This window comes from Bradyrhizobium sp. CFUWI (assembly GCF_056429085.1).
On record NZ_JBWJZE010000008.1, the window covers coordinates 73024 to 95943 of the forward strand.

Here is a 22920-nt window from a genome sequence, read left to right on the forward strand (position 1 = left end):
CACGCGGGACCAATTCCGCGAGACCAGAGACCCACATGCGCGCCGAAATCGAACGGTTGGTAGAAGAGATCAAGCAGTCGGTCGGGCTGCTGAGGAGGCATCTTTGACGTCGAGAAATCGACGGCCCGCCTCGCTGAGCTGAACAAGCTCGCAGAAGATCCCAACCTCTGGAACGATCCCCAGAAGGCCCAGAAGCTGATGCAGGAGCGGACCTCGCTTGAGGATTCGCTCTCCGGCATCGGCAAGGTCGAGCAGGAGCTCGAAGACGATATCGGCATGATCGAGCTCGGCGAGGCCGAGGGCGATGACGGCGTCGTCGCCGAGGCTGAAGCTGCGCTGAAGAACCTCAAGAAGGAAGTGGCGCGGCGCGAGCTCGAGGCGCTGCTGTCGGGCGAAGCCGACCGCTTCGATTCCTATCTCGAAGTCCACGCCGGCGCAGGCGGCACCGAGAGCCAGGACTGGGCGCAGATGCTGCTGCGCATGTACACGCGCTGGGCCGAAACGCACGGCTTCAAGGTCGAATATCTCGAAGAGTCCGAGGGCGAAGAGGCCGGTATCAAGTCGGCGACCATCCAGGTCTCCGGCCACAACGCCTATGGCTGGCTGAAGACGGAAGCCGGCGTGCACCGCCTCGTCCGCATCTCGCCGTTCGATTCCAATGCGCGGCGGCACACCTCGTTCTCCAGCGTGCAGGTGTTTCCCGTCATCGACGACAGCATCAAGATCGACATCAAGGAATCCGACGTTCGCGTCGATACGATGCGGTCGGGCGGCGCCGGCGGTCAGCACGTCAACAAGACCGAATCCGCGGTGCGCCTGACGCATATTCCGACCGGCGTTGCCGTGGTCTGCCAGGCCGGCCGCTCCCAGCACAAGAACCGGGCACAGGCCTGGGACATGCTGCGCGCGCGCCTCTACGAGATCGAGCTGAAGAAGCGCGAGGAGAAGGCCGCCGCCGACCAGGCCGCCAAGACCGATATCGGCTGGGGCCACCAGATCCGCTCCTATGTGCTGCAGCCCTACCAGATGGTGAAAGATCTGCGCACCGGCGTGCAGACTTCCGACACATCCGGCGTGCTCAACGGCGAGCTCGACGAGTTCATGGCCGCGACGCTGGCACAGCGCGCGTTCGGCACCACGACCGGCGAGATCGAGGACGTGGACTAGCCATGCCCCGCGTCGCCTTCATCGGATTGGGGCGGATGGGGCACGGCATGGCTGGCCGCTATCTCGATGCCGGCTTCACGGTGATGCTGTGGAATCGCAGCAGGGCAAAAGCGGAAGACCTGATCGCGCGCGGCGCGCATTGGGCGACCTCGCCGGAGGATGCCGCGATCGATGCCGACGCCGTCGTGACCATGGTCGCCGACGACGAGGCCTCGCGCGCGGTCTGGCTTGGGCCGAAGGGCGCGGCCAAGACCGCCAAGTCCGGCACCATCGCGATCGAATGCTCGACGGTCTCCTATGACCATGCCCGCGAGATGGGCCGCGAACTGAATGCGCGCGGGCTGATCTACATCGACTGCCCCGTGACGGGATTGCCGGACGCAGCGGCCGCCGGGAAACTGACGCTGCTGGTCGGCGCCGACGCCGCCGATCTCGAACGCGCGCGGCCCTATCTCGAACCGATCGGCTCGACCATTCGCCATTTCGGCGCGGTCGGCTCCGGCACCGTCTACAAGCTCATCAACAATCTCATGGGCGCGATCCAGATTGCCGGCCTCGCCGAGGGCCTTGCCATCGCCGAGCAGGCCGGGCTCGACATGAACCTGGTGCTGGAGTCGATCCAGGCGGGCGTCGCTGCAAGCCCGCAGGTCACGCGTCATTCCAAGCGCATGATCGCCCGCGATTTCTCCGGCGCGACCTTCACCGCGGCGCTGCGGCACAAGGATGCCGCCTATGCGGTTAAGCTCGCCGAGAGCCTGCTCGCCGGCAAGCCGCTGGTCGCGCGCGCCGCGGTTGAGGCCTACGCGCAGGCCAAGGCGGCGATGCCTGATGACGACGAAGGCAGGATGATCGAGCTGGTGTCGCGGCCGAAGAGGGCACCCTAGGAACCTAGCGCGTGTACTCACAAAACCCGCGCTGCATATCACGTTAGGTCCGCTCTGCCCGGATAGCGGCGCGTTTGCGCACTCAACGCCAAGTCCGCTGCGCCAGAAAACAGACCTTACGAAGTTTGACCGTGGGCACCCGCTATTCGCCTGCATACCTCGCAGTCAGTGAGTGCCCGTGCAGACTTCCCGAAAAGACGACGATCGCCTTTGGCGAAGGTTCTGCTAGAAGCTTTCCGGTCATCATGTTCGGGCTGGCGGGGGCAAGTGGAACTGTCACCGTCTTGCCACCTTCTTGAATTGTCGCGCGTCCGCGCATGTCCTTTGTCGAAAGCGGCGAGCCGTCGTCGTCTCCCACATAGAAAAGGATATCCAAACCCTTCCGCACAAACTCGATCGGGTGCCCTTGCGACTTGACGACCGGACCGCCGTTGCTGCCCTTTGTCTGTGCCGCAGCAAGTTGGGTCATGGCCGCGATCGCGGTGAAAATGGCCGGGAAGATGTACTTTCGCATTGTCGGTCTCCTTTGGTTGGCGCGGGATCAGTAGGCTTCCGCAGGGGTGAGCGTTGCAGCGCGTTCGGCCAGCAGGCGGTCCAGCGGTTTCTTGCCGAGCATCAGAAACAAGATGGGGGTCACGAGGGCATCGAGCGTCGTGGTGCTCAGCAGACCACCGAAAATGGTGACGGCGACCGGATGCAGGATCTCGCGGCCCGGTTCGTCCGCGCCGATCAGGAGCGGGGTCAGAGCAAGTCCGGCACAAAGTGCCGTCATCAAGACGGGGCTGAGGCGTTCCATGCTGCCTCGAAGGATCAGGCCAGTCCCGAAACGCTCCCCTTCGTGGACGGCTAGATTGATGTAGTGGGAAATCTTGAGGATGCCGTTACGCGCAGAGATGCCTGCCAGCGTGATGAACCCGATCATCGAAGCCACCGACAGCGGCTGACCGGCGATCTTAAGACCAGCCACGCTGCCGATCAGGGCCAGCGGAATGCCGCCCATGATGATGAGCGCCAGGACAACCGATCGATACCGGCTGTAGAGCACGATGAAGATCATCGTTAGAGATGCAAGCGACAAGATGCCGATGCGCCAGGTGGCCTCTTGTTGCGCCTGGAATGCGCCCTCGAGCTTGGTGGTGTAGCCTTGCGGGAAATCCAGCTGCGAAACAGCTCTTTGGATGTCGGCGGCGATGTCGGCAATGTCGCGGCGGCCGTCGCCGTTACCGTAAACGACGATCCGGCGCTGGGTTCCCTCGCGCTGAATCTGATTTGGACCATCCGTCTCGACAACCTCAGCCAGCGCGCTCAGCGGGACGAATTCAATTCCGGCTGGTATGAGTAGGTTCTGCAATCCCGTCGTCGAACGATCCTGCTCTGAAAGGCGCATCACGACGTCGAAGCGACGATTGCCGTCAACGATCTGGGAGACCTTTCGGCCGTTTGACAGCGTATCGAGCGCCTGCGTGATCGCTGCCGGAGTCAAACCGTGAAGGGCGGCGCGGGCATGATCGACCTGAACCCGCACCTGCGGAATGAGAACCTGCTTCTCGACCTGGAGATCGACCAGCCCCGGAATTGTCGAAAGGCGCTGGCGCGAGGTTTCGGCCAGGCGGCGCAGCGTCTCGATGTCCTGACCGTAGATCTTGAGCACGATTTGGGCGCGAATCCCCGACTGCAGATGATCGAGCCGGTGACTGATGGGCTGCCCGATGGCAACCGAAGCCGGCAGTCCGGAAAGCGCTTCGCGGATGTCCGCGTAGACGTCTACCTTGTCGCGTTTCGACCGAACGACATCGACATCGACCTCGCTGTAATGGACGCCCTCGGCGTGCTCGTCGAGTTCCGCGCGACCGGTGCGGCGGCCGACGGATTTGACTTCCGGCACCTTTGCAATCAATTGCTCGGCCAGCAATCCGAGCCGGTGCGATTCAGCGAGTGAGATACCGGGATTGTACTGCAGCGACAGAACAAGCGTGCCTTCATTGAAGGGCGGTAGAAAACTGCGTGGCATGAGGCTCGCTGTGTAGAAGGCAATCACGACCGCTGCCGCGACCCAGCCGAGCACAAGTCGGCGCCGCTCGAATGCCCAGCCAAGCAGACGTTGGTACGCCTGCTTCAACCCTCGCACGACAGCACTTTCGCTCTCGCCTGAATGAGTTCGCCCGGAAAGCAGATAGTAGGACAAGACGGGCGTTACCGTCACCGAGGTCAGCAGCGAAGCGAGTATCGACACCACATAGGCAATGCCGAGTGGCGTGAACAACCGGCCTTCGATACCTGGAAGCGCAAAAAGCGGCACGAACACGAGGACGATGATCATGGTCGCATAGACGATGCCGGAGCGGACTTCCTGGCTCGCTTCAGCGATCACTTCGAGAACAGGCCGCGGCGCGGTGGAGGCGGCATTCTCCCGCAGGCGCCGCAGGATGTTCTCGACATCCACCACTGCATCGTCGACCAGCTCGCCGATGGCGATGGCAAGCCCACCGAGCGTCATCGTGTTGATCGTGAGACCGAAGGCGCGGAACACCAGGGCGGTAACGAGGATGGACAGTGGAATGGCGGTGAGCGAAATGAACGCCGCCCGTCCATTCATCAGGAAAATGAAGAGAACCACCGCGACAACGATCGCCGCCTCGACCAAGACCCGCTGTACGTTGTGGATCGACGTCTCGATGAATGTAGCTTGACGAAATTGAACGTTGGTGACGCTGATCCCTGACCGCATGGTACGTTGCAAGTCCGCGAGCGTCGTCTCGATATTCCGGGTCAAAGCGACCGTGTCGGCTGCCGGCTGCTTCATCACGCTGACAATCACCGCCGGTTTCCCGTTGTAGCCGGCGTCACCGCGCTTGGTGCGCGGGGCGAAATCCACCTTTGCGACCTGCTTCAACAGGATTGGATGCTTGTCCTGTGTCGCAACGACGGTGTTGCCCAGGTCCTCGATTTGCTTAGTGAAGCCGACGTTGCGGATGAGATATTCGCGGCCATGCTGGTCCACGAACCCGCCACCGCTGTTGGTGCCGAATCTAGCCACGGCCTGCTCGACCTGGTCGTGGGTGACGCTAAGGGACTGCATAGTCGCGATGTTCGGCGTTACCCGGTATTGCCGGACTTCGCCGCCTATCGGAATGACCTGGGCCACTCCCGGAATGGCAATCAATTGCGGGCGGACGACGAAGTCCGCGATCTCGCGAACGTCCATGGCGGAGGCTCTGCCATCGCTGGTCAGAGCGATCAGCATGATTTCACCCATGATGGACGTCACCGGCCCCATCTGCGGATTGACAGCGGAGGGTAGCTGCTCGCGGATCAGCGCCAGCCGTTCTGAAACGAACTGTCGGGCCCGGTAGACGTCCGCACCCCAATCGAACTCGACATAGACGATTGAGAGTCCCGCGCCAGAGACCGAGCGGACCCGGATGACCCCGGGCATGCCGTTCATTGACATTTCGATCGGGAACGTCACGAGCTGTTCCACCTCCTGTGGGGCCAGTCCTTCGGCCTCGGTCAGGATGTTGACGGTCGGACGGTTGATATCGGGCAAAACGTCAACAGCAATACCAGGTAGGACAAACAGGCCGTAACCAACAAGCACGGCAGCAGTCGTCAGTACGAACAGGCGATTTCGCAGGCTCGCCGTGACGATGAGCTTGAACATGCGCGGCTCCTACCGGATCTGGTTGATGAGGTCGGTGCCGCGGACGACAACCCGCTCACCTCCGCTGAGGCCCGATGCAATCAGCACGCGTGCTGCGTCCACCGGAAGAACCCGTACCGGGCGTGGCTCGAAACGCTCGGCGGCCGTGTGCAGCCAGACAATGTTCTCCCCGTTGCTGCTTCGCGCGACAGTGTCGCGTGGAAAGATCAGGCCGGAAACGGGCGCGCCGCTCTGAAGCATCACGTTCAGGGGCTGGCCGATGTTGAGGCCTGCCGGCGGCTCCTGGATGGCGAACTGAACGACGGACGCATGCTGCCGCAATGCGCGGCTCGTTCCGACATGAGACAGCGCAATCGTCTGTCCGTTCGGCGCGATCGCCGTCGCCGCTTCAGGAACCTTCAGCCCGATGTCTTCATAGGCCAGCGCTTCAACCCACAGGCTCTTGGGGTCGGCGATCTGGAAGAGAACGTCTTGCGGCTGAATCACCTGCCCTGGCACGACCTTGGCCGCGGTGATGATGCCGTCGGTGGATGCGCGCAGCTCCTCAAAGCCGGTGCGGGAATTGCGAACGGTTTCGCGGCGCGCCTGCAGCCCCTCCAGTTCGCTTTCGAGGTCGTTGACCTGCCCCTGCGGGACGGCGCCTCGCTCTGCCAACGGCCGCAGGCGGCGGAGCTTGTTCTCCGTGACCGCCATCAACTGTTCGATCTCGCCGACCTTTTCGAGAATCGTCGTGCGGTCGGCAATCGGCAAATGGGGCTCGATCTGGATGAGAACGTCGCCTTTCGCGACCGTTTGCCCGATGCGCGCTATCGCGCCAGCATTGGGAATGACGCGGCCGCCGTAGATGCTTTGCACGATGCTGCTGCGGTTCGGATCGGCAATGACGCGGCCGATCAGGTTGACGGCGGGGCGGATCGTCTGCGGTTCGGCCACCGCGGTGCGTACATCAAGCAAGCGCTGGGTCGGTTTGGCGGCAAAGGCGAAGCCGTCCTGCAGGCGCCTCGGCGCATCGCTCAGCGCCGGTGGTTCGGCTGGACGAGGGTAGTTCGCACCGGTCTGGCTTTCGCCGAACGACTTCGCGGCGAGAACAACGATTATGGTCGACGCCACTGTCGAGACTGTCGCCGCAAGTCTGCTGCCCGACCGTATTGAATAGCCAAGAAGCAGAGCGAGGCCGGCAGCCCCAACGGCAAGCGCTGGCACGAGACGACTGGAGGAAAGCCAGCCATGCTCGTGCGCTTGAGGCGGGCTGGCCGGCTGCGGCGCAGCCAATGAATCAACCAGGAGATCGTCGCCCTTTTGAGCGGACACTGAGAAGATGACTTCCACGGATTGGGCCGGCTGAACAGGCAAGGCGAGTGTGTAGAGACCGCTTCCTGCCTTCGAGGCCTCGACGGCGGTGGAATCGCCGACCGTCACCTGCAAGGTCGCATCCGCGACAGGCTCGTTGGTTACGGCATCGTCTAGGTAGATCGAAAGCTGGTTGTCCCTGAGAATCCCGACGATCTCGTAAAGCTCGGATCGCGCAGCGACTCTCGGATATGCAGATGAGACCGCGTTGTTGGTCTCTCCGTGATCGTGGCCCTCATGTGCGCAGGAGCCGGCGCAGTCAAAGATCAAGCTCGCCAAGCAAGCAAGGACCGCCAGCCCAAGCCGCGCGAGCTGCCCTTTCGGGCAGGACTGTGTCGTCAACATGGAAAATCCCTTCAGGCATGCGAAACGGCGGCCGAAAGGCCGCCCGAATTACGCGATGCTGAGGGTACTTGGTGGTCGGATGAGACCTTCGGGCCTGACGCCATCGATGACCCGCACGGCCGGCAGTTCGACACCACCAAGCAAGGCGAACGGGGTTGCCAGAACGGCCAATCCGGGCGACGCGATGGAGCTGCCAAATATGCTCCAAGTCAACTTTGGACCACCATCATCATCGTGGTCCGGTCCGTCGTGAACATGGCCTTCTGCATTGTCGCCGTCGTGCGAGTGAACGTGACCCGCGAGTTGATCGTGAAAATGCACGGAACCGCTCAAGGCGACCGCCGGTTCCGGCATGGCACCCAAGGCAGCTTCCGCCTGAGACACCGAAATGAGGGCGCCTTGAAGCACAAAGGCCGATATCGCCAGGAACATGGTCGTTCTGGCGATCTGGCGAAGGCGTTGAGGTAGGTCGTGCAGCACAGGGAACGAGTAGGAGATTTTCACTGCGGTTTCAAGGCGCCCCCAGCGAGCACCGCGACCTCGGTCGCGTCGGTGCTCAAGCTCGCCGGGGCGACCTGATGCTGCCGGGCATCATGGTCAACGCCTCAACCGAACGATTTTTTCCCATTTCCCGATCGAGCAGATGCAGCTGATGCGGTTCAACGGGCAGGCGTGGGAGCGGTTCAGTGATGTCATCGCCGGGGAAGTCGGCCCCACGCGCGCAGCCAATAGTCAGCGGGCGTCGGCCCTAGCCCGCGCTGAGGCGGACGCCGGCGCGCAAGAACTTCTGCGGGTCGACCGCTTCGCCCTCGATCCGGGTTTCGTAATGCAGATGCGGACCGGTGGAGCGACCGGTCGAGCCGACCAGACCCACGACCTGGCCGATCTTCACGATCTCGCCGACCTTGACGTTGATCTCGGAGAGGTGGCCGTAGCGGGTCGAAAGCCCGTTGCCGTGATCGACCTCCACCATGCGGCCGTAACCGCCGGACCAGCCGGCGGAAACGACCTTGCCGTTGGCGGTGACGCGAACCGGATCGCCGCTGGCGGCGCGGAAGTCGAGGCCGGTATGCATCGCAGGCCGGCCGAGGAAGGGATCGCTGCGGACGCCGAAGCCGGAGGTGAACTCGACCTCGCCGACGACGGGCTTGCGGTAGGGCACCAGCGCCAGCGTGCGGTTGAGGCGATCCATCTCGGCGCGGGTGATGTTGATGCGATTGAGCTGCTTCTCGAACGGCCCGGCGTTGGCGGTCAGTTTGATGGGAACGAAGGGTCCGCCCATTGCGCTGCGCGGCACGGCGGCTTCGAGACTGGCGAGATTGAGACCGAGATCGCTGACCACGCCGCGCATCCGGCGCATGCGTGAATCCATGCTTTCCTCGACGGCGCTGAGCGCCGCCATCTGGCGACGTTCGACCTGATCGAGCGAGGTGGTGAGCCGGACCAGGACGTTGTCGAAGCCGTGGTTCTTCGCAAATTGATTGGCCTGGGGAGCCACGACGGCCGGGGCGCGCGATTCGAGCCGCGCCTCACGATCCGGCGGCGCCACGAAGATCACGGTGTCGCTGATCGGCGAGGGCTTTGGCGTGCTCTGGCTTGAATCACCGCGCTGTGGGGTCGCACGGGGAATCGAGCCGGTCACGTCGGGCATGGCGCCGAGCGCCGTGGCCCGGGACTCCAGCGCCGTCTGGCGCTTCATGATCTGGTCGAGCTTCTGGTCGAACTGTTCCTGGTCGAGCAGCTGCCGGCTGGTGGTGCGATCGACCTTGGCGCGCAGCTCGGCGATGCGGTCCTCATAGGCGTATTGCATCTCGGCCTGGCGGGCGATCAGCCGGGTCAGGACGTCGTCTCGGAAGGCAAAATAGGTGGCGGTCGCCGCCGACCAGAGACCGAGCAGCACCACCGTTCCAACCACGATCCAGAACACCACGGGCCCGAAGCGGACCTGCTTGCCGGCATGGACGATGGTGTAGGCATCGTCGGTCGCGGGAAGGGGGATCGCTGCGGCGGCCGCGACGGCGGGACGGCGTTGGAAGCCCCGGCCATGGTCGTGCGGATGATGTTGGGGGTACTGCGAATATTGGGCAGAACTTTTCGACATCGGCACTCCCGCGCCGGTCGGATGAGTCCGTACGGCCCTAATTGTCGCAGCAATCTGGGCCGGTCATGGTTAATTTTCCGGAAACGGGAACAGGCGAATTCAAAGGACTGGTTAAAGGCTTCTTGCCGCTTCCAGCACCGCGTCGGCATGCCCGTCGACCCGGACATTGCGCCAGATCCTGGCCACCTTGCCGTCGGCTCCGACCAGGATCGTGGTGCGAAGAATTCCGAGGAAGCTCTTGCCGTACATGGACTTTTCGCCCCAGGCGCCATAGGCTTCCAGCATCTCGTGCTGCTCGTCCGAGATGAGGGGGACACCGAGAGAGTGCTTGTCGCGGAACTTCTCCTGGGCCTTTAACGGATCGGCGGAGATCCCGAGCACGGCGGTGCCGGCGGCCGCGAAAGCGCCGGCGAGGCGGGTGAAGTCGATCGCCTCCCGGGTGCAGCCGGGCGTGTCGGCGCGGGGGTAGAAGAACAGGACCAGCTTTTGGCCGGCATAGTCCGCCAGTGTGACGACGTCGCCGCCGTCGCGGGGCAGGCGGAAGGCGGGGGCCTTCTGGCCCTCGGCCAGGCCGGCCTTCGCCGCCGTCGTGGGCGCGGATGCCGATTTGGAGGAATTTAACTGTTTCGATGCGGCCTTATGTGATCCTGCTTTTGCTAAAGTCCCGGTTGATTTGCTCGCCGGTGTCCGCTGCATCGTTGCGGACTTTGCTTGAGTCGATGCCCGCGCTTTCAGGGTCTTCTTTTTAGCCGTCGGACCGCCGGAGGGCGCCTTGGACGATTTCTTTTGGGATTTCTTGGACATACGCCTTCCTTTCGACGCTTTCGGCGGGTCAACCGAAGCGGTATTGCAGCTCTCGTCCGGTATGCCGGACTGGCGCCCTTGGCTGGGCAAGTCTGACGACGCCGGAGTATGGTTACAAGGAATTCCACGCACCACCCCACTGCTCGTTGAACGCGCTCCCGGGGCGAAATGACGAACAGCAGGAATATTCGAAGTATGGCTGCAGTGCCGGCGCGGGGAGCTTTGCTTCCCGGGGGCGGCTGCGGTCCCGGCGGTGCTCAATCTCACGACGGGCGCCTGTATCGAGAGGCAATGGCAAGGGATAAGTCGCCCCAGGATTACAATCGGGACTTCGATCGGCGCGGCGATCAACAGCCGCAGGAATGGGACGACGCCGATTGGGATCCGGATCAGGAGGCGGCCGCGGGCCATCGCGCGCGCCGGCTGTTGGCGCGTTCCAACTCGGGCTTTCATCGCTTCGGCGACGGGTTTGGCGCGCTGCGCCGCTGGCTGGCCGCCGATCGCTGGCTGAAGCGACTCGTCCTTGTCGTCGGGACTCTCGCCGTCATCTTCGTCGGCTGCTTCGCTGCGCTGTGGTGGCGGCTCGGCGCCGGTCCCATCAATCTCGACATCGCAACGCCGTGGCTGGCCGCCGCGATCGAGGACAATATCGGTCACGGCAACACGGTTGAGATCGGGGGCACCCAGATCGAGCGGGCCGGGCGGGTCCGCATCGCCGTCCGTATCCGTGACATCATCGTCCGCGACCGCGATCACGCCATCGTCGCCAGCGCGCCGAAGGCCGAGGTGAAGCTGTCGGGGGCGGGCCTCTTGATGGGGCACCTGCGCGCCGAGAGCCTCAATCTCGTCGATGCCGAGCTCGCGATCCGGATCGCGCCCGACGGCACTGTCACGGTGTCGGCCGGCGACACCGCAAAGCCGCTGGCCACCGGCGTGGCCTCGAAGAAGGATGCCGGCCTGCCGCCGACATTCCCGCGCAACAGCGTCCCACCGCCGCCTTTCGCCACGGCGCCCGCGGGCCAGGATCCGTCTCAAGCCGCTTCCCAGGCCGCGCCCCAGGCGACCGCGCAGAGCGGCATTCTTCAGGGCCTCGACTGGCTCGACAGCCTCAGCATGACCGGTCTGGACGGCCAGAACCTCAACGAGATCGGCCTGAAGAACGGCAATCTGATCGTCGACGATCAGCAGCGCGGCAGCAAATGGTCGTTTGAGAACATCACGCTCAGCCTGCGCCGGCCGAGCCGCGGCGGCGTCACGCTCAGCCTCGGCGAGGAGGGCGCGCGGCCCTGGATGCTGCGGGCCACGATCGGTCCGGCCGAGAATGGTGTGCGCTCGGTCGACATCAAGGCCGACAAGGTCTCGACCTCCAACATCCTCTTGGCGCTGCGGGTCAAGGATCTCACCTATACCGCCGATTTGCCGCTGACCGGCGAGCTCAAGGGCGAGCTCGGCCGCGACGGCGTGCCGACCTTCTTCCGCGGCAAGATCGCGGTCGGCGCGGGCAATATCATCGATACCGACACGCCCGACTATCCGATGGCGATCGACCAGGCCGAGATCAATGTCGAGTGGGATGCCAACCGGCGGGTGCTGGTCGCGCCGTTCAAGGTCCTGTCGGGCGCGAACCGGCTGACGCTTCTGGCCCATCTCGAGCCGCCCAACGGCACGGTCAACGACTGGCAGCTCGGCTTCAGCGGCGGGTCGATCCTGCTCGGCGGCATCGACAACGAGCCGCCGCTCGTCTTCAACCGCATCGCGATCGGATTCCGGTTCGATACCGACCACAAGCGCTTCCTGCTGACGCAGGCCGACATCAGCAACGGCGAGATCGGCGTCGCCGGCACCGGTGCGATCGACTATTCGGGCGAGCCGCGCCTGACGCTGGGCTTTGCGGGAACGCCGATGTCGGCTTCCGCGCTGAAGCGGATGTGGCCGACGCTGGTCGTTCCCGAGTTGCGCGAATGGGTGATCGACCGGATCGAGCGCGGTACGCTCCAGCGCATCGAGATCGGCATCAATTCGCCGACGAAGAATCTTCCGCGCAAGGGCCCGCCCATCCCCGACGGCGGGCTGTCGGTCAACATCGTGGCGAGCGGCGTCGCGGTCCGCCCCGTGGACGGCATGCCGGTCGTGCACGATGCCGATCTGAAGGCGCGCGTGACCGGCCGCACCGCGACCGTGACGATCGGCCAGGGCATTGCCGATACGCCTGCGGGCCGCAAGATCACGATCTCCGATTTCGTCTTCGAGGTGCCCGACATGGCGCCGAAGCCGTCGCCGTCGCGGACCAGATTCCGCGTCGATGGTCCGGTGCCCGCGGCGGCTGAAATGCTGGCCAATGACCGCCTCAGCGATCTTTCGTCGACAATGGTCGATCCCAACACCAGCAAGGGGACATTCACGGCGAACATCCAGCTCGGCCTGCCGGTCAAGGGCGAATTGACCAAGGCTGACACCATCTATGCCGTCACCGCCGACCTCAACGGCTTTGCCGCCGACAAGCTGGTGATGAACCAGAAGCTGGAGGCCAACAGCCTCAAGATCGTCGCCAACAACCAGGGCTATCAGGTCAAGGGCGACGTCAAGATCAACGGGCAGGCGGCCTCGCTCGACTATCGCAAGCCGACCGAAGGCGATGCGGACGTCAGGCTGCAGGCGACGCTGGACGATGCGAGCCGCGCGCGCCTCGGATTTGATCTCAGCCCCGCCGTCAGCGGATCGTTGCCGATCAAGCTGTCGGGCAAGATCGCCGGCGGTCCCGACCAGACCACGAAGCTCGGCGTCGAGGCCGACCTGACGTCGGTCAAGCTCGACAACATCCTGCCGGGCTGGGTCAAGTTGCCGGGCAAGTCGGGCAAGGCCAGCTTCAAGGTCGTGCCGACCGCGCAATCGACGCGTCTCGAGGACATCGTCATCGAAGGCGGCGGCGCCTCGATCAAGGGTTCGCTCGAGGTCGACGCGAACGGCGACCTCGTGAACGCGAACTTCCCGATCTATTCACCGTCCGACGGCGACAAGACCGCATTGAAGGCTGAGCGTGGTCAGGACGGCGTCATCAGGGGCACGATACGCGGCGACGTGTTCGATGGCCGCGGCTTCCTGAAATCGGCGATTTCGGGCAATTCCAAGGACGACAAGAACAACAAGATGAAGAACGTCGATTTCGACATCGACGTGAAGCTCGGTGCCGTCGCGGGTTTCAACGGCGAGGCGATGCGCAGCGTCGATGCCAAGATGTCGAAGCGCAACGGCGCCATGAAGGCCTTCAGCCTGAGCGGCAAGATCGGCCGCGATACGCCGGTGGCGGCCGATCTGCGCGGTGGGCGGGCGCAGGGCAGCCGCGAGGTGATCTATCTCCAGACCAACGATGCCGGCGCGCTGCTGCGCTTCACCGACACCTACACCAAGGCGGTCGGCGGCCAGATGGTGGTGGCGATGGAGCCGCCGACATCCGAGCCGAACACCTCGCGCGAGGGCCTCATCAACGTCCGTGACTTCACGGTGAAGGGCGAGGCGCAGCTCGAACGCGTGGCCGCCGGCGCGCCCAACGGCACCGGCAACGGCGTCTCCTTCAGTGCGCTTCGCGCCGAGTTCACCCGGCAGAACGGCGCGCTGACGATCCGCGACGGCGTCGTCAAGGGCCCGATGATCGGCGCCACCATCGAAGGCTCGATCGACTATCCCGGCAACCAGGTCTGCATGAGCGGCACCTTCGTGCCGATGTACGGGTTGAACAACATGTTCGGACAGATCCCGGTCCTCGGGCTGTTCCTGGGCGGTGGCGATAAGGAAGGACTGATCGGCGTGACCTACGAGGTCATCGGCACGCCGGCCGCGCCCGTGATGCGCGTCAATCCGGTCTCGGCCATGGTGCCGGGTGTGTTCCGCAAGATCTTCGAGTTCAACACCGGTAAGCAGAACACGCCGTTCGAGGAATTCCCCTCGCAGTCGAACGACGGTTCGGGCGGCTCGACACGTCAGCTCTCGAGCGGTTGCAGCCTCGCGCGGCGGTAGGAGCGGGCGCGATCGTTTCCGTCGTCATGCCCGGGCATGACGACGATCGCATTGAATCTCTGCACGGCCTACGCCGCGCGCACGCCTGCCAGGAACGTCCCGACTTCGCCGGAGAGCTGCTCGGCCTGCTTGGAGAGGTTGCTGGCCGCGGCGAGCACCATGCCGGCGGCATTGCCGGTCTCGTTCGCGGCGGTGGAGACGCCGCCGATATTGGTGGTGACCTCCTTGGTCGCCTCCGCGGTCTGCGAGACGCTGCGGGCGATCTCGGCGGTGGCGGCGCCTTGCTCCTCGATCGCGGCCCCGATCGAGGTGGCGATGCGGCTGACCTCCTCGATGGTGGCGGTGATGCCGCCGATGGCGTCCACGGCCTCCTTGGTCGCGCCCTGGATCTGGGCGATCTTGTCGCCGATCTCGCGGGTGGCTTCCGCGGTCTGGCTCGCGAGCGACTTCACCTCGGAGGCGACGACGGCAAAGCCGCGGCCGGCTTCGCCGGCGCGCGCGGCCTCGATGGTGGCGTTGAGCGCGAGCAGATTGGTCTGGGCGGCGATGTTGGAAATCAGCTCGGCGACGTGCTCGATCTGCTGGGCGCCGTCCGAAAGGGCACGCACGATCGTGTCGGTGCGGCGGGCGCTGTCGACCGCGCGTCCGGTGACCTCTGCGGACTGGGTGACCTGGCGGCTGATCTCGGTGATGGAGGAGGAGAGCTCCTCGGCGGCGGCCGCGACGGTCTGGACACGCTGACTGGCTTCGGTGGCGGCCGTGCCGACCAACGCGGCGCGGCGGTTGGTGCCTTCGGCGGTCGAGGACATCGACTTGGCGGTATGCTCGAGCTCGCCGGAGCCGGAGGCCATCAGGCCGACCAGCTGGCCGACGGAGGCATCGAAGCGGTCGGCAAGCGCGATCAGGGCCTCGCGCTTCTCCTGCTCGGTGCGCGTCTTGGTGGCGGCCTGTTCGGCCTCCAGCGCGCGGGCGGTCAAAGCTGTCTGGCGCAGGATTTCGAGGGTCTCGGCCATGCGGCCGATCTCGTCGCCGCGATCGGTCTCCTCGACCGGCTTGTCGATGGCTCCTTCGGAGATCTCCTGCATGCGGTTCTTCTGGCGCTCCAGCGCGCCGAGCACGTCGCGGGCGATCAGCCAGGACAGTGCCGCCATCAGCAGCATCAGGCCGGTGCCGATCGCGGCAAGCTCGAGCGTCAGCGCGCGCACGTCGGCGTCGATGTCGTCGACATAGAGGCCGTAGGCAATCGCGACGTTCCATGGTGCAAAGTGGCGCGCGAACACCAGTTTGCGAACCGGAACGGTCTCGCCCGGACGCGGGAAGAGATAGGACAGGATCGCGCCTTCAGGCGCCTGCTTGGCCGTGCTGACCGTGGCATCGCCGATCACGATGCCATTGGCATCCTTGATCCCGTTATTCTTGCCCTCGAGCTGAGGCGCGCCGCCGTTCATCATAACGGTTGAATCGGCGGTGTAGACGACGGGATAGCCCTGGCCACCGTTGAACTTCATCTGCCGGCCGCGCAGCTTGAATTGGGTTTGCGCATCGGCGAGCGTCATCTTGCCGGCGGTCACCTCGTCCTGAAGCGATTGCGCGAATCCGTGCAGCAGATCGACCGCCGTCTGCATCTGGCGTGCGCGATCTTCGAGCATGCGGGTCTTGCTGAGATAGCTCGACCCGACGATGAGAGCGGTGACGGTCAGCGCCGCGAGACAGACCATGCTGGCGAGCTTGGTGCGGATCTTCAGGTGACTGAGCAGCGACATGACGGCCTCGGGAACGGTTGTAGAATGCTTGTTCTCGCGCAGTCGTATCAGGAAGTTCTTACCATTCCTGAACGCAGGAGACGTCGCGTTCAGGCGCTCCGCAATCGGCGCAGCCGTGGACACGCATATGCAGATGTGAGGTCGACGACTGCGGCGACGTGTCCGGAAAAATATGGATCGTGGTCGTGTTTATGTGGTCGAGCGTCGGCTCAATCGATGCATCGATTCGTCGATGCATCGTCGTGTTTGGACCACGGATGTCGCGCGGCTCACGCCGCGCGCACGCCTGCCAGGAACGTCCCGACTTCGCCGGAGAGCTGTTCGGCCTGCTTGGAGAGGTTGCTGGCCGCGGCGAGCACCATGCCGGCGGCATTGCCGGTCTCGTTCGCGGCGGTGGAGACGCCGCCGATATTGGTGGTGACCTCCTTGGTCGCCTCCGCGGTCTGCGAGACGCTGCGGGCGATCTCGGCGGTGGCGGCGCCTTGCTCCTCGATCGCGGCCCCGATCGAGGTGGCGATGCGGCTGACCTCCTCGATGGTGGCGGTGATGCCGCCGATGGCGTCCACGGCCTCCTTGGTCGCGCCCTGGATCTGGGCGATCTTGTCGCCGATCTCGCGGGTGGCTTCGGCGGTCTGGCTCGCCAGCGACTTCACCTCGGAGGCGACGACGGCAAAGCCGCGGCCGGCTTCGCCAGCGCGCGCCGCCTCGATGGTGGCGTTGAGCGCGAGCAGATTGGTCTGGGCGGCGATGTTGGAAATCAGCTCGGCGACGTGCTCGATCTGCTGGGCGCCGTCCGAAAGGGCACGCACGATCGTGTCGGTGCGGCGGGCGCTGTCGACCGCGCGTCCGGTGACCTCTGCGGATTGGGTGACCTGGCGGCTGATCTCGGTGATGGAGGAGGAGAGCTCCTCGGCGGTGGCCGCGACGGTCTGGACACGCTGACTGGCTTCGGTGGCGGCCGTGCCGACCAACGCGGCGCGGCGGTTGGTGCCTTCGGCGGTCGAGGACATCGACTTGGCGGTATGCTCGAGCTCGCCGGAGCCGGAAGCCATCAGGCCGACGAGCTGGCCGACGGAGGCATCGAAGCGGTCGGCAAGCGCGATCAGGGCCTCGCGCTTCTCCTGCTCGGTGCGCGTCTTGGTGGCGGCCTGTTCGGCCTCCAGCGCGCGGGCCGTCAAAGCTGTCTGCCTGAGCACCTCGAGGGTCTCGGCCATGCGGCCGATCTCGTCGCCGCGGTCGGTTTCCTCGACCGGCTTGTCGATGGCGCCTTCGGAAATCTCCTGCATGCGGTTCTTCTGGCGCTCCAGCGCGCCGAGCACGTCGCGGGCGATCAGCCAGGACAGTGCCGCCATCAGCAGCATCAGGCCGGTGCCGATCGCGGCAAGCTCGAGCGTCAGCGCGCGCACGTCGGCGTCGATGTCGTCGACATAGAGGCCGTAGCTGATGGTCGCGTTCCAGGGCGCGAATTTGCGCGCGTACACGGTCTTGCGGACCGGCTCGGTCTGGCCGGGACGGGGGTAGAGATAAGAGGTGACCCCACCCTGCGCGGTCTGCTCACCCGCCTTGACAATGGCGTCGGCGATCAGGACGCCGTTGGAATCCTTGGCCCCGGTGATCTTACCCTCGAGCTGCTGGTTGGCGCCGTTCAACAGAAGCGACGTGTCGGAATTGTAGACGACGGGGTAGCCCTGGTTGCCGTTGAAGTTCATGCGGCGTCCGCGCTGGTGGAAGTGGGCTTTGGCATCGGCCAATGTCAGCTTGCCGGCGGCAACCTCGTCCTGAAGCGATTGTGCGTAATTGTAGAGCAACTCGACAGCGGTCCGCATCTGCTGGACGCGGTCTTCCATCATGCGGCTCTTGCTGAGCACGGAGGATACGCCGATGATGGCCGTGACTGTGAGGGCTGCAAGGCAGACCATGCTGGCAAGCTTGGTGCGGATCTTCAGATGGCTCAGCAGCTTCATGACAGCCCCTACGGAATGGTTATTGCTCGCCTGGGTAGCATGAAGTTCTTACCAATCATGAACGTAGCATGCGGCGGCCTGCCGCGCGCGGCGTCCGCAGCCTCATGCGCAATCGTGCAGGCAAATCGCCTTGCCGACGGGCTCAAGCCCGTCTGGGGGAAAGAATCGATCTTGGACTTTGGGAGCTAAAGAGCCTGACTGGACCTGCAATGACTCGATTCGTTCATCGCATCATCATGTCTGTGCTGCTCGTCGCGGCCCTCGTTCTGATCTGGAACGTGCTGGGGGCGCGCTGAGACGGCACCGTCGGTTGCCGGTGCCGTCCTGTTTGTTGTCAAATCGGGGCGCGTCAGCGCCGCACGAAGTTTGTGCTATTTCTTGCCCATCGCCGCGTCGGCGCTGACCGAGCCGCCGCCGGCTGCCGACAGATAGAGGCAGGCGAAGCAGAACAGGATCGCCGCGGTGCCGCCATTGAGCAGCGGCAGGAACACCGGCGTCTCACCCTTGAACATGTGGCCCATGAAGTAGGCAAAGGCCATCTCGCCCGAGAGGATGAAAGCGGAAAGACGGGTGAACAGGCCGATCATCAGGAGCGCGCCAAGCACGAGTTCGAGCGCGCCAGCCGTCCAGATCAGCGGCGGGATGTTGGCGAAGTAGGGAAGCACCGGAAACTTGAAGATCTTGGCGACGCCGTACTGAAACAGCAACAGGCCGGTCATGAAGCGAAACAGGCTCAGGAGAACCGGTTGAAAGCGAGTGAGATAGGGAAAGTCCATTGGTTTGTGCCCTCCATCCAATGCGCGACTAGGATCGTATTCAGCGCCGCCTCGCAAGTCACCCCAGAGCAATTTCGCGCTGACATTTTCGTCATGTCGGACAAGACACCGCAGTTCGTCCGTTCGTGCCCGAGCTCTTGCGGATGGTGCCCGCATGTCATGCGTAATTCCCCGGTGACATCGAGGGATGCAAGTTACGTCGGGGAGACTTACTCCCGCAAGGCGGGAACGATCAGGAATGGAATCATTCCGAGAATCACGCTCGCAAGTGCGAAAACGAGCAGCAGATTGTAGCCGTGCGTGACATCGTGGATGAGGCCGCCGCTCCATGAGCCGAAGGCGGAGCCGAGGCCGCTGCCGATCGAGATGGTGCCAAAGATCGTGCCGACCCGCTTGCCGCGGAAGATCTTCATCGCGGTCGCCGTGATCAGCGGCCCGCGCGAGCCCATCATGCTGCCGAAGCAGACCACGAAGCCCGTGAGCAGGATGACATCAGGATAATACTGAAGCAGCCAGAGCAGCACGATGCCGAGGATCGAGATGGCGTAGCTGATCAGCACCGACGGCCGCCGCCCGATCAGCCCGTCAAGTGCGGACACGCCGAGCATGCCGAACACCAGCGCGACTCCCGAAAACCCCCAGGCGGTCGCCGCCTGGAGCGGCGGGAAGCCGGCGTCGATCAGATAAGCGACGATCTGCGCGGCGATCGCATACATGCCGACCGCGGTGAAGAAGAAGGTCGAGAACAGCGCCCAGAAGGCATGGTGGCGCATCGCGCTCGCCAGCGTCCAGCCGTTGTCGATGAAGTCAGGATCGCTTCTCTTGGCGACATGCGGCGAGCCGGCCGCAAACATCCGCCAGGGCAGGAGCAGCAGCGGCACCAGCAGCGCGAGCGCGGCAAGGCCATAGACCTGGTAGGTCTCGCGCCAGCCGAGATGATCGATCAGAAGCTGCGAGGCCGGCAGCAGCGCCAGCACGCCGCCGCCCATCGCCGAATAGACCACCGCCATGGCGGTCGGCAGCCGTGGTCCGAACCAGCGGCCGAGCAGGATCGAGTTCGGCACGTTGCCGATGAAGGCAACGCCGATGCCGACACAGAGGCCGATCGAGAGCTGGAACTGCCACAGCGCCTGGGCCCGGCTTGCGATCAGGAAGGCTGAGCCGAGCAGGAACAGCCCGAGCGCATAGACCATGCGCGGGCCAGTATGATCGAACAGGCGCCCGACCAGCGGTGCGGTCAGTCCGCTGATCAGCCAGGTCAGGGAATAGATCGAGACGGCCTGCGCGCGGTCCCAGCCGAAGTTCTCGGAGATCGGCTTCAAGAAAACGGTGAAGCTCTCGCTGAGCCCGCGGCCCAGAACCGCCAGCGTAAAACAAAGGCAGAGCACCACGAGGGCGGTGCGCACCGCCTCGCGCTTGGCGCTTCCGGCTTGTTCCTTGCGCGTTTCCCTGGGCGTGTTCTGGTCCATTGCCGTCAGGGAGCGCGCATCCGCGCACCCTGACAAGCAGCGAAAAGCTCATACGCCTATGCAGGCTTGATCAGGATGTGCTTCTTCTTGCCGAAGGACAGCTTGATCACGCCTTCCGGCGTCAGATTGGCCGCAGAGAGCGCCATCTTCTCGTCAGTGACGGGCGCGTCGTTCACACGCAGGCCGCCGCCTTTGATCTGCCGCCGCGCCTCGCCATTGGAGGCAACGAGGCCCGCCTTGACGAAGGCGGCGAGCACGCCGAGGCCGGCGTCGAGTTCGCCGCGCGGAATTTCCACGGTCGGCAGGCTCTCGGCGAGCGCGCCTTCCTCGAAGGTGCGTCGCGCGGTTTCGGCAGCTTCGTTTGCCGCGTCGCGGCCGTGCAGCAGCGCGGTCGCTTCGGTGGCGAGCACCTTCTTGGCCTCGTTGATCTCCGAGCCGCCGAGCGCTTCGAGCTTCTTGATCTCGGCGATCGGCAGCGTCGTGAACAGCTTCAGGAATTTGCCGACGTCGGCATCCTCGGTGTTGCGCCAGTACTGCCAGAAATCGTAAGGGCTGAACTGGTCGGCGTTGAGCCACACCGCGCCTTGCGCGGTCTTGCCCATCTTGGCGCCCGACGCGGTGGTCAGCAGCGGCGTCGTCAGCGCGAACAGCTGGTGCGTGCCCATGCGGCGGCCGAGATCGACGCCCATGATGATGTTGCCCCACTGGTCCGAGCCGCCCATCTGCAATTTGCAGCCGGTACGCTTGGCGAGCTCGACGAAGTCGTAGGCCTGGCAGACCATGTAGTTGAACTCGATGAAGCTCATCTCCTGCTCGCGCTCGAGGCGCAGCCGCACGGAGTCCATGGTGAGCATGCGGTTGACCGAGAAGTGCCGGCCGACGTCGCGCAGCATCTCGATCCAGTTCAGCTTGGTCAGCCACTCCGCATTGTCGAGCATGATGGCGTCGCTCTTGCCCTCGCCATAGTTGAGCACCTTGGCGAACACGCCGCGGATCGAGGCCTTGTTGTCCTCGATCTCGGCGACGGTACGCATCGCGCGCGTCTCGTCCTTGCCCGAGGGATCGCCGACCATGGTGGTGCCGCCGCCCATCAGCGTGATCGGCTTGTTGCCGGACTGCTGCAGCCAGTGCAGCATCATCATGGTCAGATAATTGCCGATGTGCAGCGAGCGGGCGGTGCAATCGTAGCCGACATAGGCGGTCGCTTCGCCCTTGGCGGCGAGCGCGTCCAGCCCCTCGAAATCGGAGCACTGGTGGATGAACCCACGTTCCTGCAGGATATTGAGGAAATCCGATTTAAATACAGTCATCTGTCGGCATGCCCAACAATTCTTGGTTTACTGTTTTGGGGGCAATTTAAGGGTCTTGCGTTGGAACCCGATGGCCGCCCGCCACTTGGCGCTGTGGCATTATAAGATGTGTCCCTCTGGCACAAGATCGGCATGCCGGAACGGGTCTTGAGGACGCTGATCCATGATGTTGACGGCACTCGGTCTGATGAGCGGCACCTCGCTGGACGGGGTGGATGTCGCGCTGATCGAAACCGATGGAAAACAGGTCAAGGCGTTCGGGCCGTCCGGCTACCGGGCCTATCATCCTGCGGAGCGCAATCTGCTGCGTCAGGCCCTGGGCGAAGCCGTGCATTTGACCCAGCGCGATGCGCGCCCAGGCATTCTGGCCGAGGCCGAGCGGGCGGTGACGCAGGCCCATGCCGAGGCGGTGGCCAGCTTCCTGACGCAGAACCGTATGAGGCCGGAGGACATCGACATCGTCGGCTTTCACGGCCAGACCGTGCTGCACCGGCCTGAAAAGCGGCTGACCGTGCAGATCGGTGATGGCCCTGCATTGGCAAGAGCGATCCATATTCCCGTGATGTATGATTTCCGTGCCGCCGATGTCGAGGCCGGCGGGCAGGGCGCGCCCTTCGTACCGGTCTACCACCGCGCGCTCGCCAACTCGCTGGACCGCGAGGGACCGATCGTCGTGGTCAATATCGGCGGCGTCTCCAACATCACCTATATCGACGGCGACACACTGATCGCCTGCGATACCGGCCCCGGCAATGCGCTCCTGGACGATTTCATGTACCGCACCATGAATCAGGCGTTCGACGCGGAAGGAAAATTCGCAGCTCTCGGCAAGGTCGACGAGCCCTGGATCGCGCGGGCGCTGGAGCTCCCGTTCTTCGCGTTGCCTCCACCGAAATCGCTCGACCGCAACGACTTTGCTTCGCTCAAGCTCGGCGACGTCGCGCCGGCCGACGGCGCCGCGACCCTGACCGCCTTCACCGCGGCGGCGATCGCCCGCGTCATCCCGTTGTTGCCACGGCGGCCACGGAGCTGGATCGTCTGCGGCGGTGGTGCCCGCAATCTCACCATGCTGCGGATGCTGCGGGAGCGGGTGGGGTCAGCCACGGTCGAGGCCGCCGAGACACTCGGCTGGGCGTCCGACGCCATCGAGGCCCAGGCCTTCGGCTTCCTCGCCGCCCGCGGCCTGAAGGGCCTGCCGCTGTCGTATCCGGCCACCACGGGCGTGCCGATGCCGATGACCGGCGGGGTGATCGCAAGACCTTGAGGTGGCCCCAATCACGAGCGGTTGATGCAGATGCACTGACCTTGACGG

Annotated in this window: 15 protein-coding genes and 1 pseudogene; 5 read left to right on the forward strand and 11 right to left on the reverse strand. The window is 64.4% G+C overall.

What is annotated here, in order from left to right; translation table 11 throughout:
- Window positions 1-35 precede the first annotated feature (35 nt).
- Window positions 36-1167, forward strand: a protein-coding gene (gene prfB / locus AC066S_RS18775; RefSeq protein ID WP_126261623.1) for a peptide chain release factor 2 whose coding sequence is annotated in 2 segments (ribosomal slippage) — window positions 36-104 and window positions 106-1167 — 1131 coding nt in all. Because the reading frame shifts where the segments join, the coding sequence is not laid out codon by codon here.
- The gene (locus tag AC066S_RS18780; protein WP_478270433.1) at window positions 1068-2051 is read left to right on the forward strand and encodes an NAD(P)-dependent oxidoreductase; all 984 of its coding nucleotides are present in this window, start codon (window positions 1068-1070) and stop codon (window positions 2049-2051) included. Before prfB ends, AC066S_RS18780 begins: the two co-directional genes overlap by 100 nt.
- A gap of 142 nt (window positions 2052-2193) precedes the next feature.
- On the opposite strand, the gene AC066S_RS18785 is transcribed toward AC066S_RS18780, so the two are convergent.
- Genes AC066S_RS18785 through AC066S_RS18800 form a run of 4 tightly spaced genes read right to left on the reverse strand, consistent with a single transcriptional unit; the run spans window position 2194 to window position 7911 of the window.
- Window positions 2194-2565 carry a hypothetical protein gene (locus AC066S_RS18785; RefSeq protein WP_235885092.1) on the reverse strand — a complete coding sequence of 124 codons (372 nt, stop codon included), beginning with the start codon at window positions 2563-2565 and terminating at the stop codon, window positions 2194-2196.
- Window positions 2566-2592: 27 nt separating this feature from the next.
- Window positions 2593-5712 carry an efflux RND transporter permease subunit gene (locus tag AC066S_RS18790; RefSeq protein ID WP_478270297.1) on the reverse strand — a complete coding sequence of 1040 codons (3120 nt, stop codon included), beginning with the start codon at window positions 5710-5712 and terminating at the stop codon, window positions 2593-2595.
- 9 nt (window positions 5713-5721) lie between these two features.
- Window positions 5722-7407 (reverse strand): efflux RND transporter periplasmic adaptor subunit, encoded by a 1686-nt coding sequence (locus tag AC066S_RS18795; protein ID WP_478270298.1) that lies wholly within the window; start codon window positions 7405-7407, stop codon window positions 5722-5724.
- Window positions 7408-7455: 48 nt separating this feature from the next.
- Entirely contained in the window at window positions 7456-7911 is a 456-nt protein-coding gene (locus AC066S_RS18800; RefSeq protein WP_478270299.1) for a hypothetical protein, read from the reverse strand.
- 68 nt (window positions 7912-7979) lie between these two features.
- Here AC066S_RS18800 and AC066S_RS18805 point away from each other — a divergent pair.
- A pseudogene (locus tag AC066S_RS18805) lies at window positions 7980-8128 on the forward strand (ABC transporter substrate-binding protein); the annotation flags it as partial.
- 27 nt (window positions 8129-8155) lie between these two features.
- On the opposite strand, the gene AC066S_RS18810 reads toward AC066S_RS18805, so the two are convergent.
- Both AC066S_RS18810 and AC066S_RS18815 read right to left on the reverse strand, forming a co-directional pair.
- Window positions 8156-9508 carry a M23 family metallopeptidase gene (locus AC066S_RS18810; RefSeq protein ID WP_205680550.1) on the reverse strand — a complete coding sequence of 451 codons (1353 nt, stop codon included), beginning with the start codon at window positions 9506-9508 and terminating at the stop codon, window positions 8156-8158.
- Between the two features lie 111 nt (window positions 9509-9619).
- Window positions 9620-10312, reverse strand: a complete 693-nt coding sequence (locus tag AC066S_RS18815; protein ID WP_135169605.1) for a peroxiredoxin — start codon at window positions 10310-10312, stop codon at window positions 9620-9622.
- Window positions 10313-10507: 195 nt separating this feature from the next.
- Between AC066S_RS18815 and AC066S_RS18820 the strand changes: the two genes are divergently transcribed.
- The gene (locus AC066S_RS18820; protein WP_478270300.1) at window positions 10508-14326 is read left to right on the forward strand and encodes a YhdP family protein; all 3819 of its coding nucleotides are present in this window, start codon (window positions 10508-10510) and stop codon (window positions 14324-14326) included.
- Between the two features lie 68 nt (window positions 14327-14394).
- Here the strand turns inward: AC066S_RS18820 and AC066S_RS18825 are convergent, their stop codons facing one another.
- The 5 genes from AC066S_RS18825 to tyrS form a co-directional block, all read right to left on the reverse strand.
- Window positions 14395-16089 (reverse strand): methyl-accepting chemotaxis protein, encoded by a 1695-nt coding sequence (locus AC066S_RS18825; RefSeq protein WP_478270301.1) that lies wholly within the window; start codon window positions 16087-16089, stop codon window positions 14395-14397.
- A gap of 269 nt (window positions 16090-16358) precedes the next feature.
- Entirely contained in the window at window positions 16359-18053 is a 1695-nt protein-coding gene (locus AC066S_RS18830) for a methyl-accepting chemotaxis protein (protein WP_478270302.1), read from the reverse strand.
- A gap of 371 nt (window positions 18054-18424) precedes the next feature.
- Entirely contained in the window at window positions 18425-18829 is a 405-nt protein-coding gene (locus tag AC066S_RS18835; RefSeq protein ID WP_126261631.1) for a DoxX family protein, read from the reverse strand.
- 209 nt (window positions 18830-19038) lie between these two features.
- A complete protein-coding gene (locus tag AC066S_RS18840; protein ID WP_478270303.1) occupies window positions 19039-20298 on the reverse strand; it encodes an MFS transporter in 1260 nt (419 codons plus the stop codon).
- A 56-nt stretch (window positions 20299-20354) separates the two neighbouring features.
- Complete coding sequence (tyrS, locus tag AC066S_RS18845) at window positions 20355-21608, reverse strand: tyrosine--tRNA ligase (RefSeq protein ID WP_478270304.1); 1254 nt, start codon at window positions 21606-21608, stop codon at window positions 20355-20357.
- Between the two features lie 163 nt (window positions 21609-21771).
- Here tyrS and AC066S_RS18850 point away from each other — a divergent pair, with 163 nt between their 5' ends.
- Complete coding sequence (locus AC066S_RS18850; protein WP_478270305.1) at window positions 21772-22872, forward strand: anhydro-N-acetylmuramic acid kinase; 1101 nt, start codon at window positions 21772-21774, stop codon at window positions 22870-22872.
- The last annotated feature ends 48 nt before the right edge of the window (window positions 22873-22920 follow it).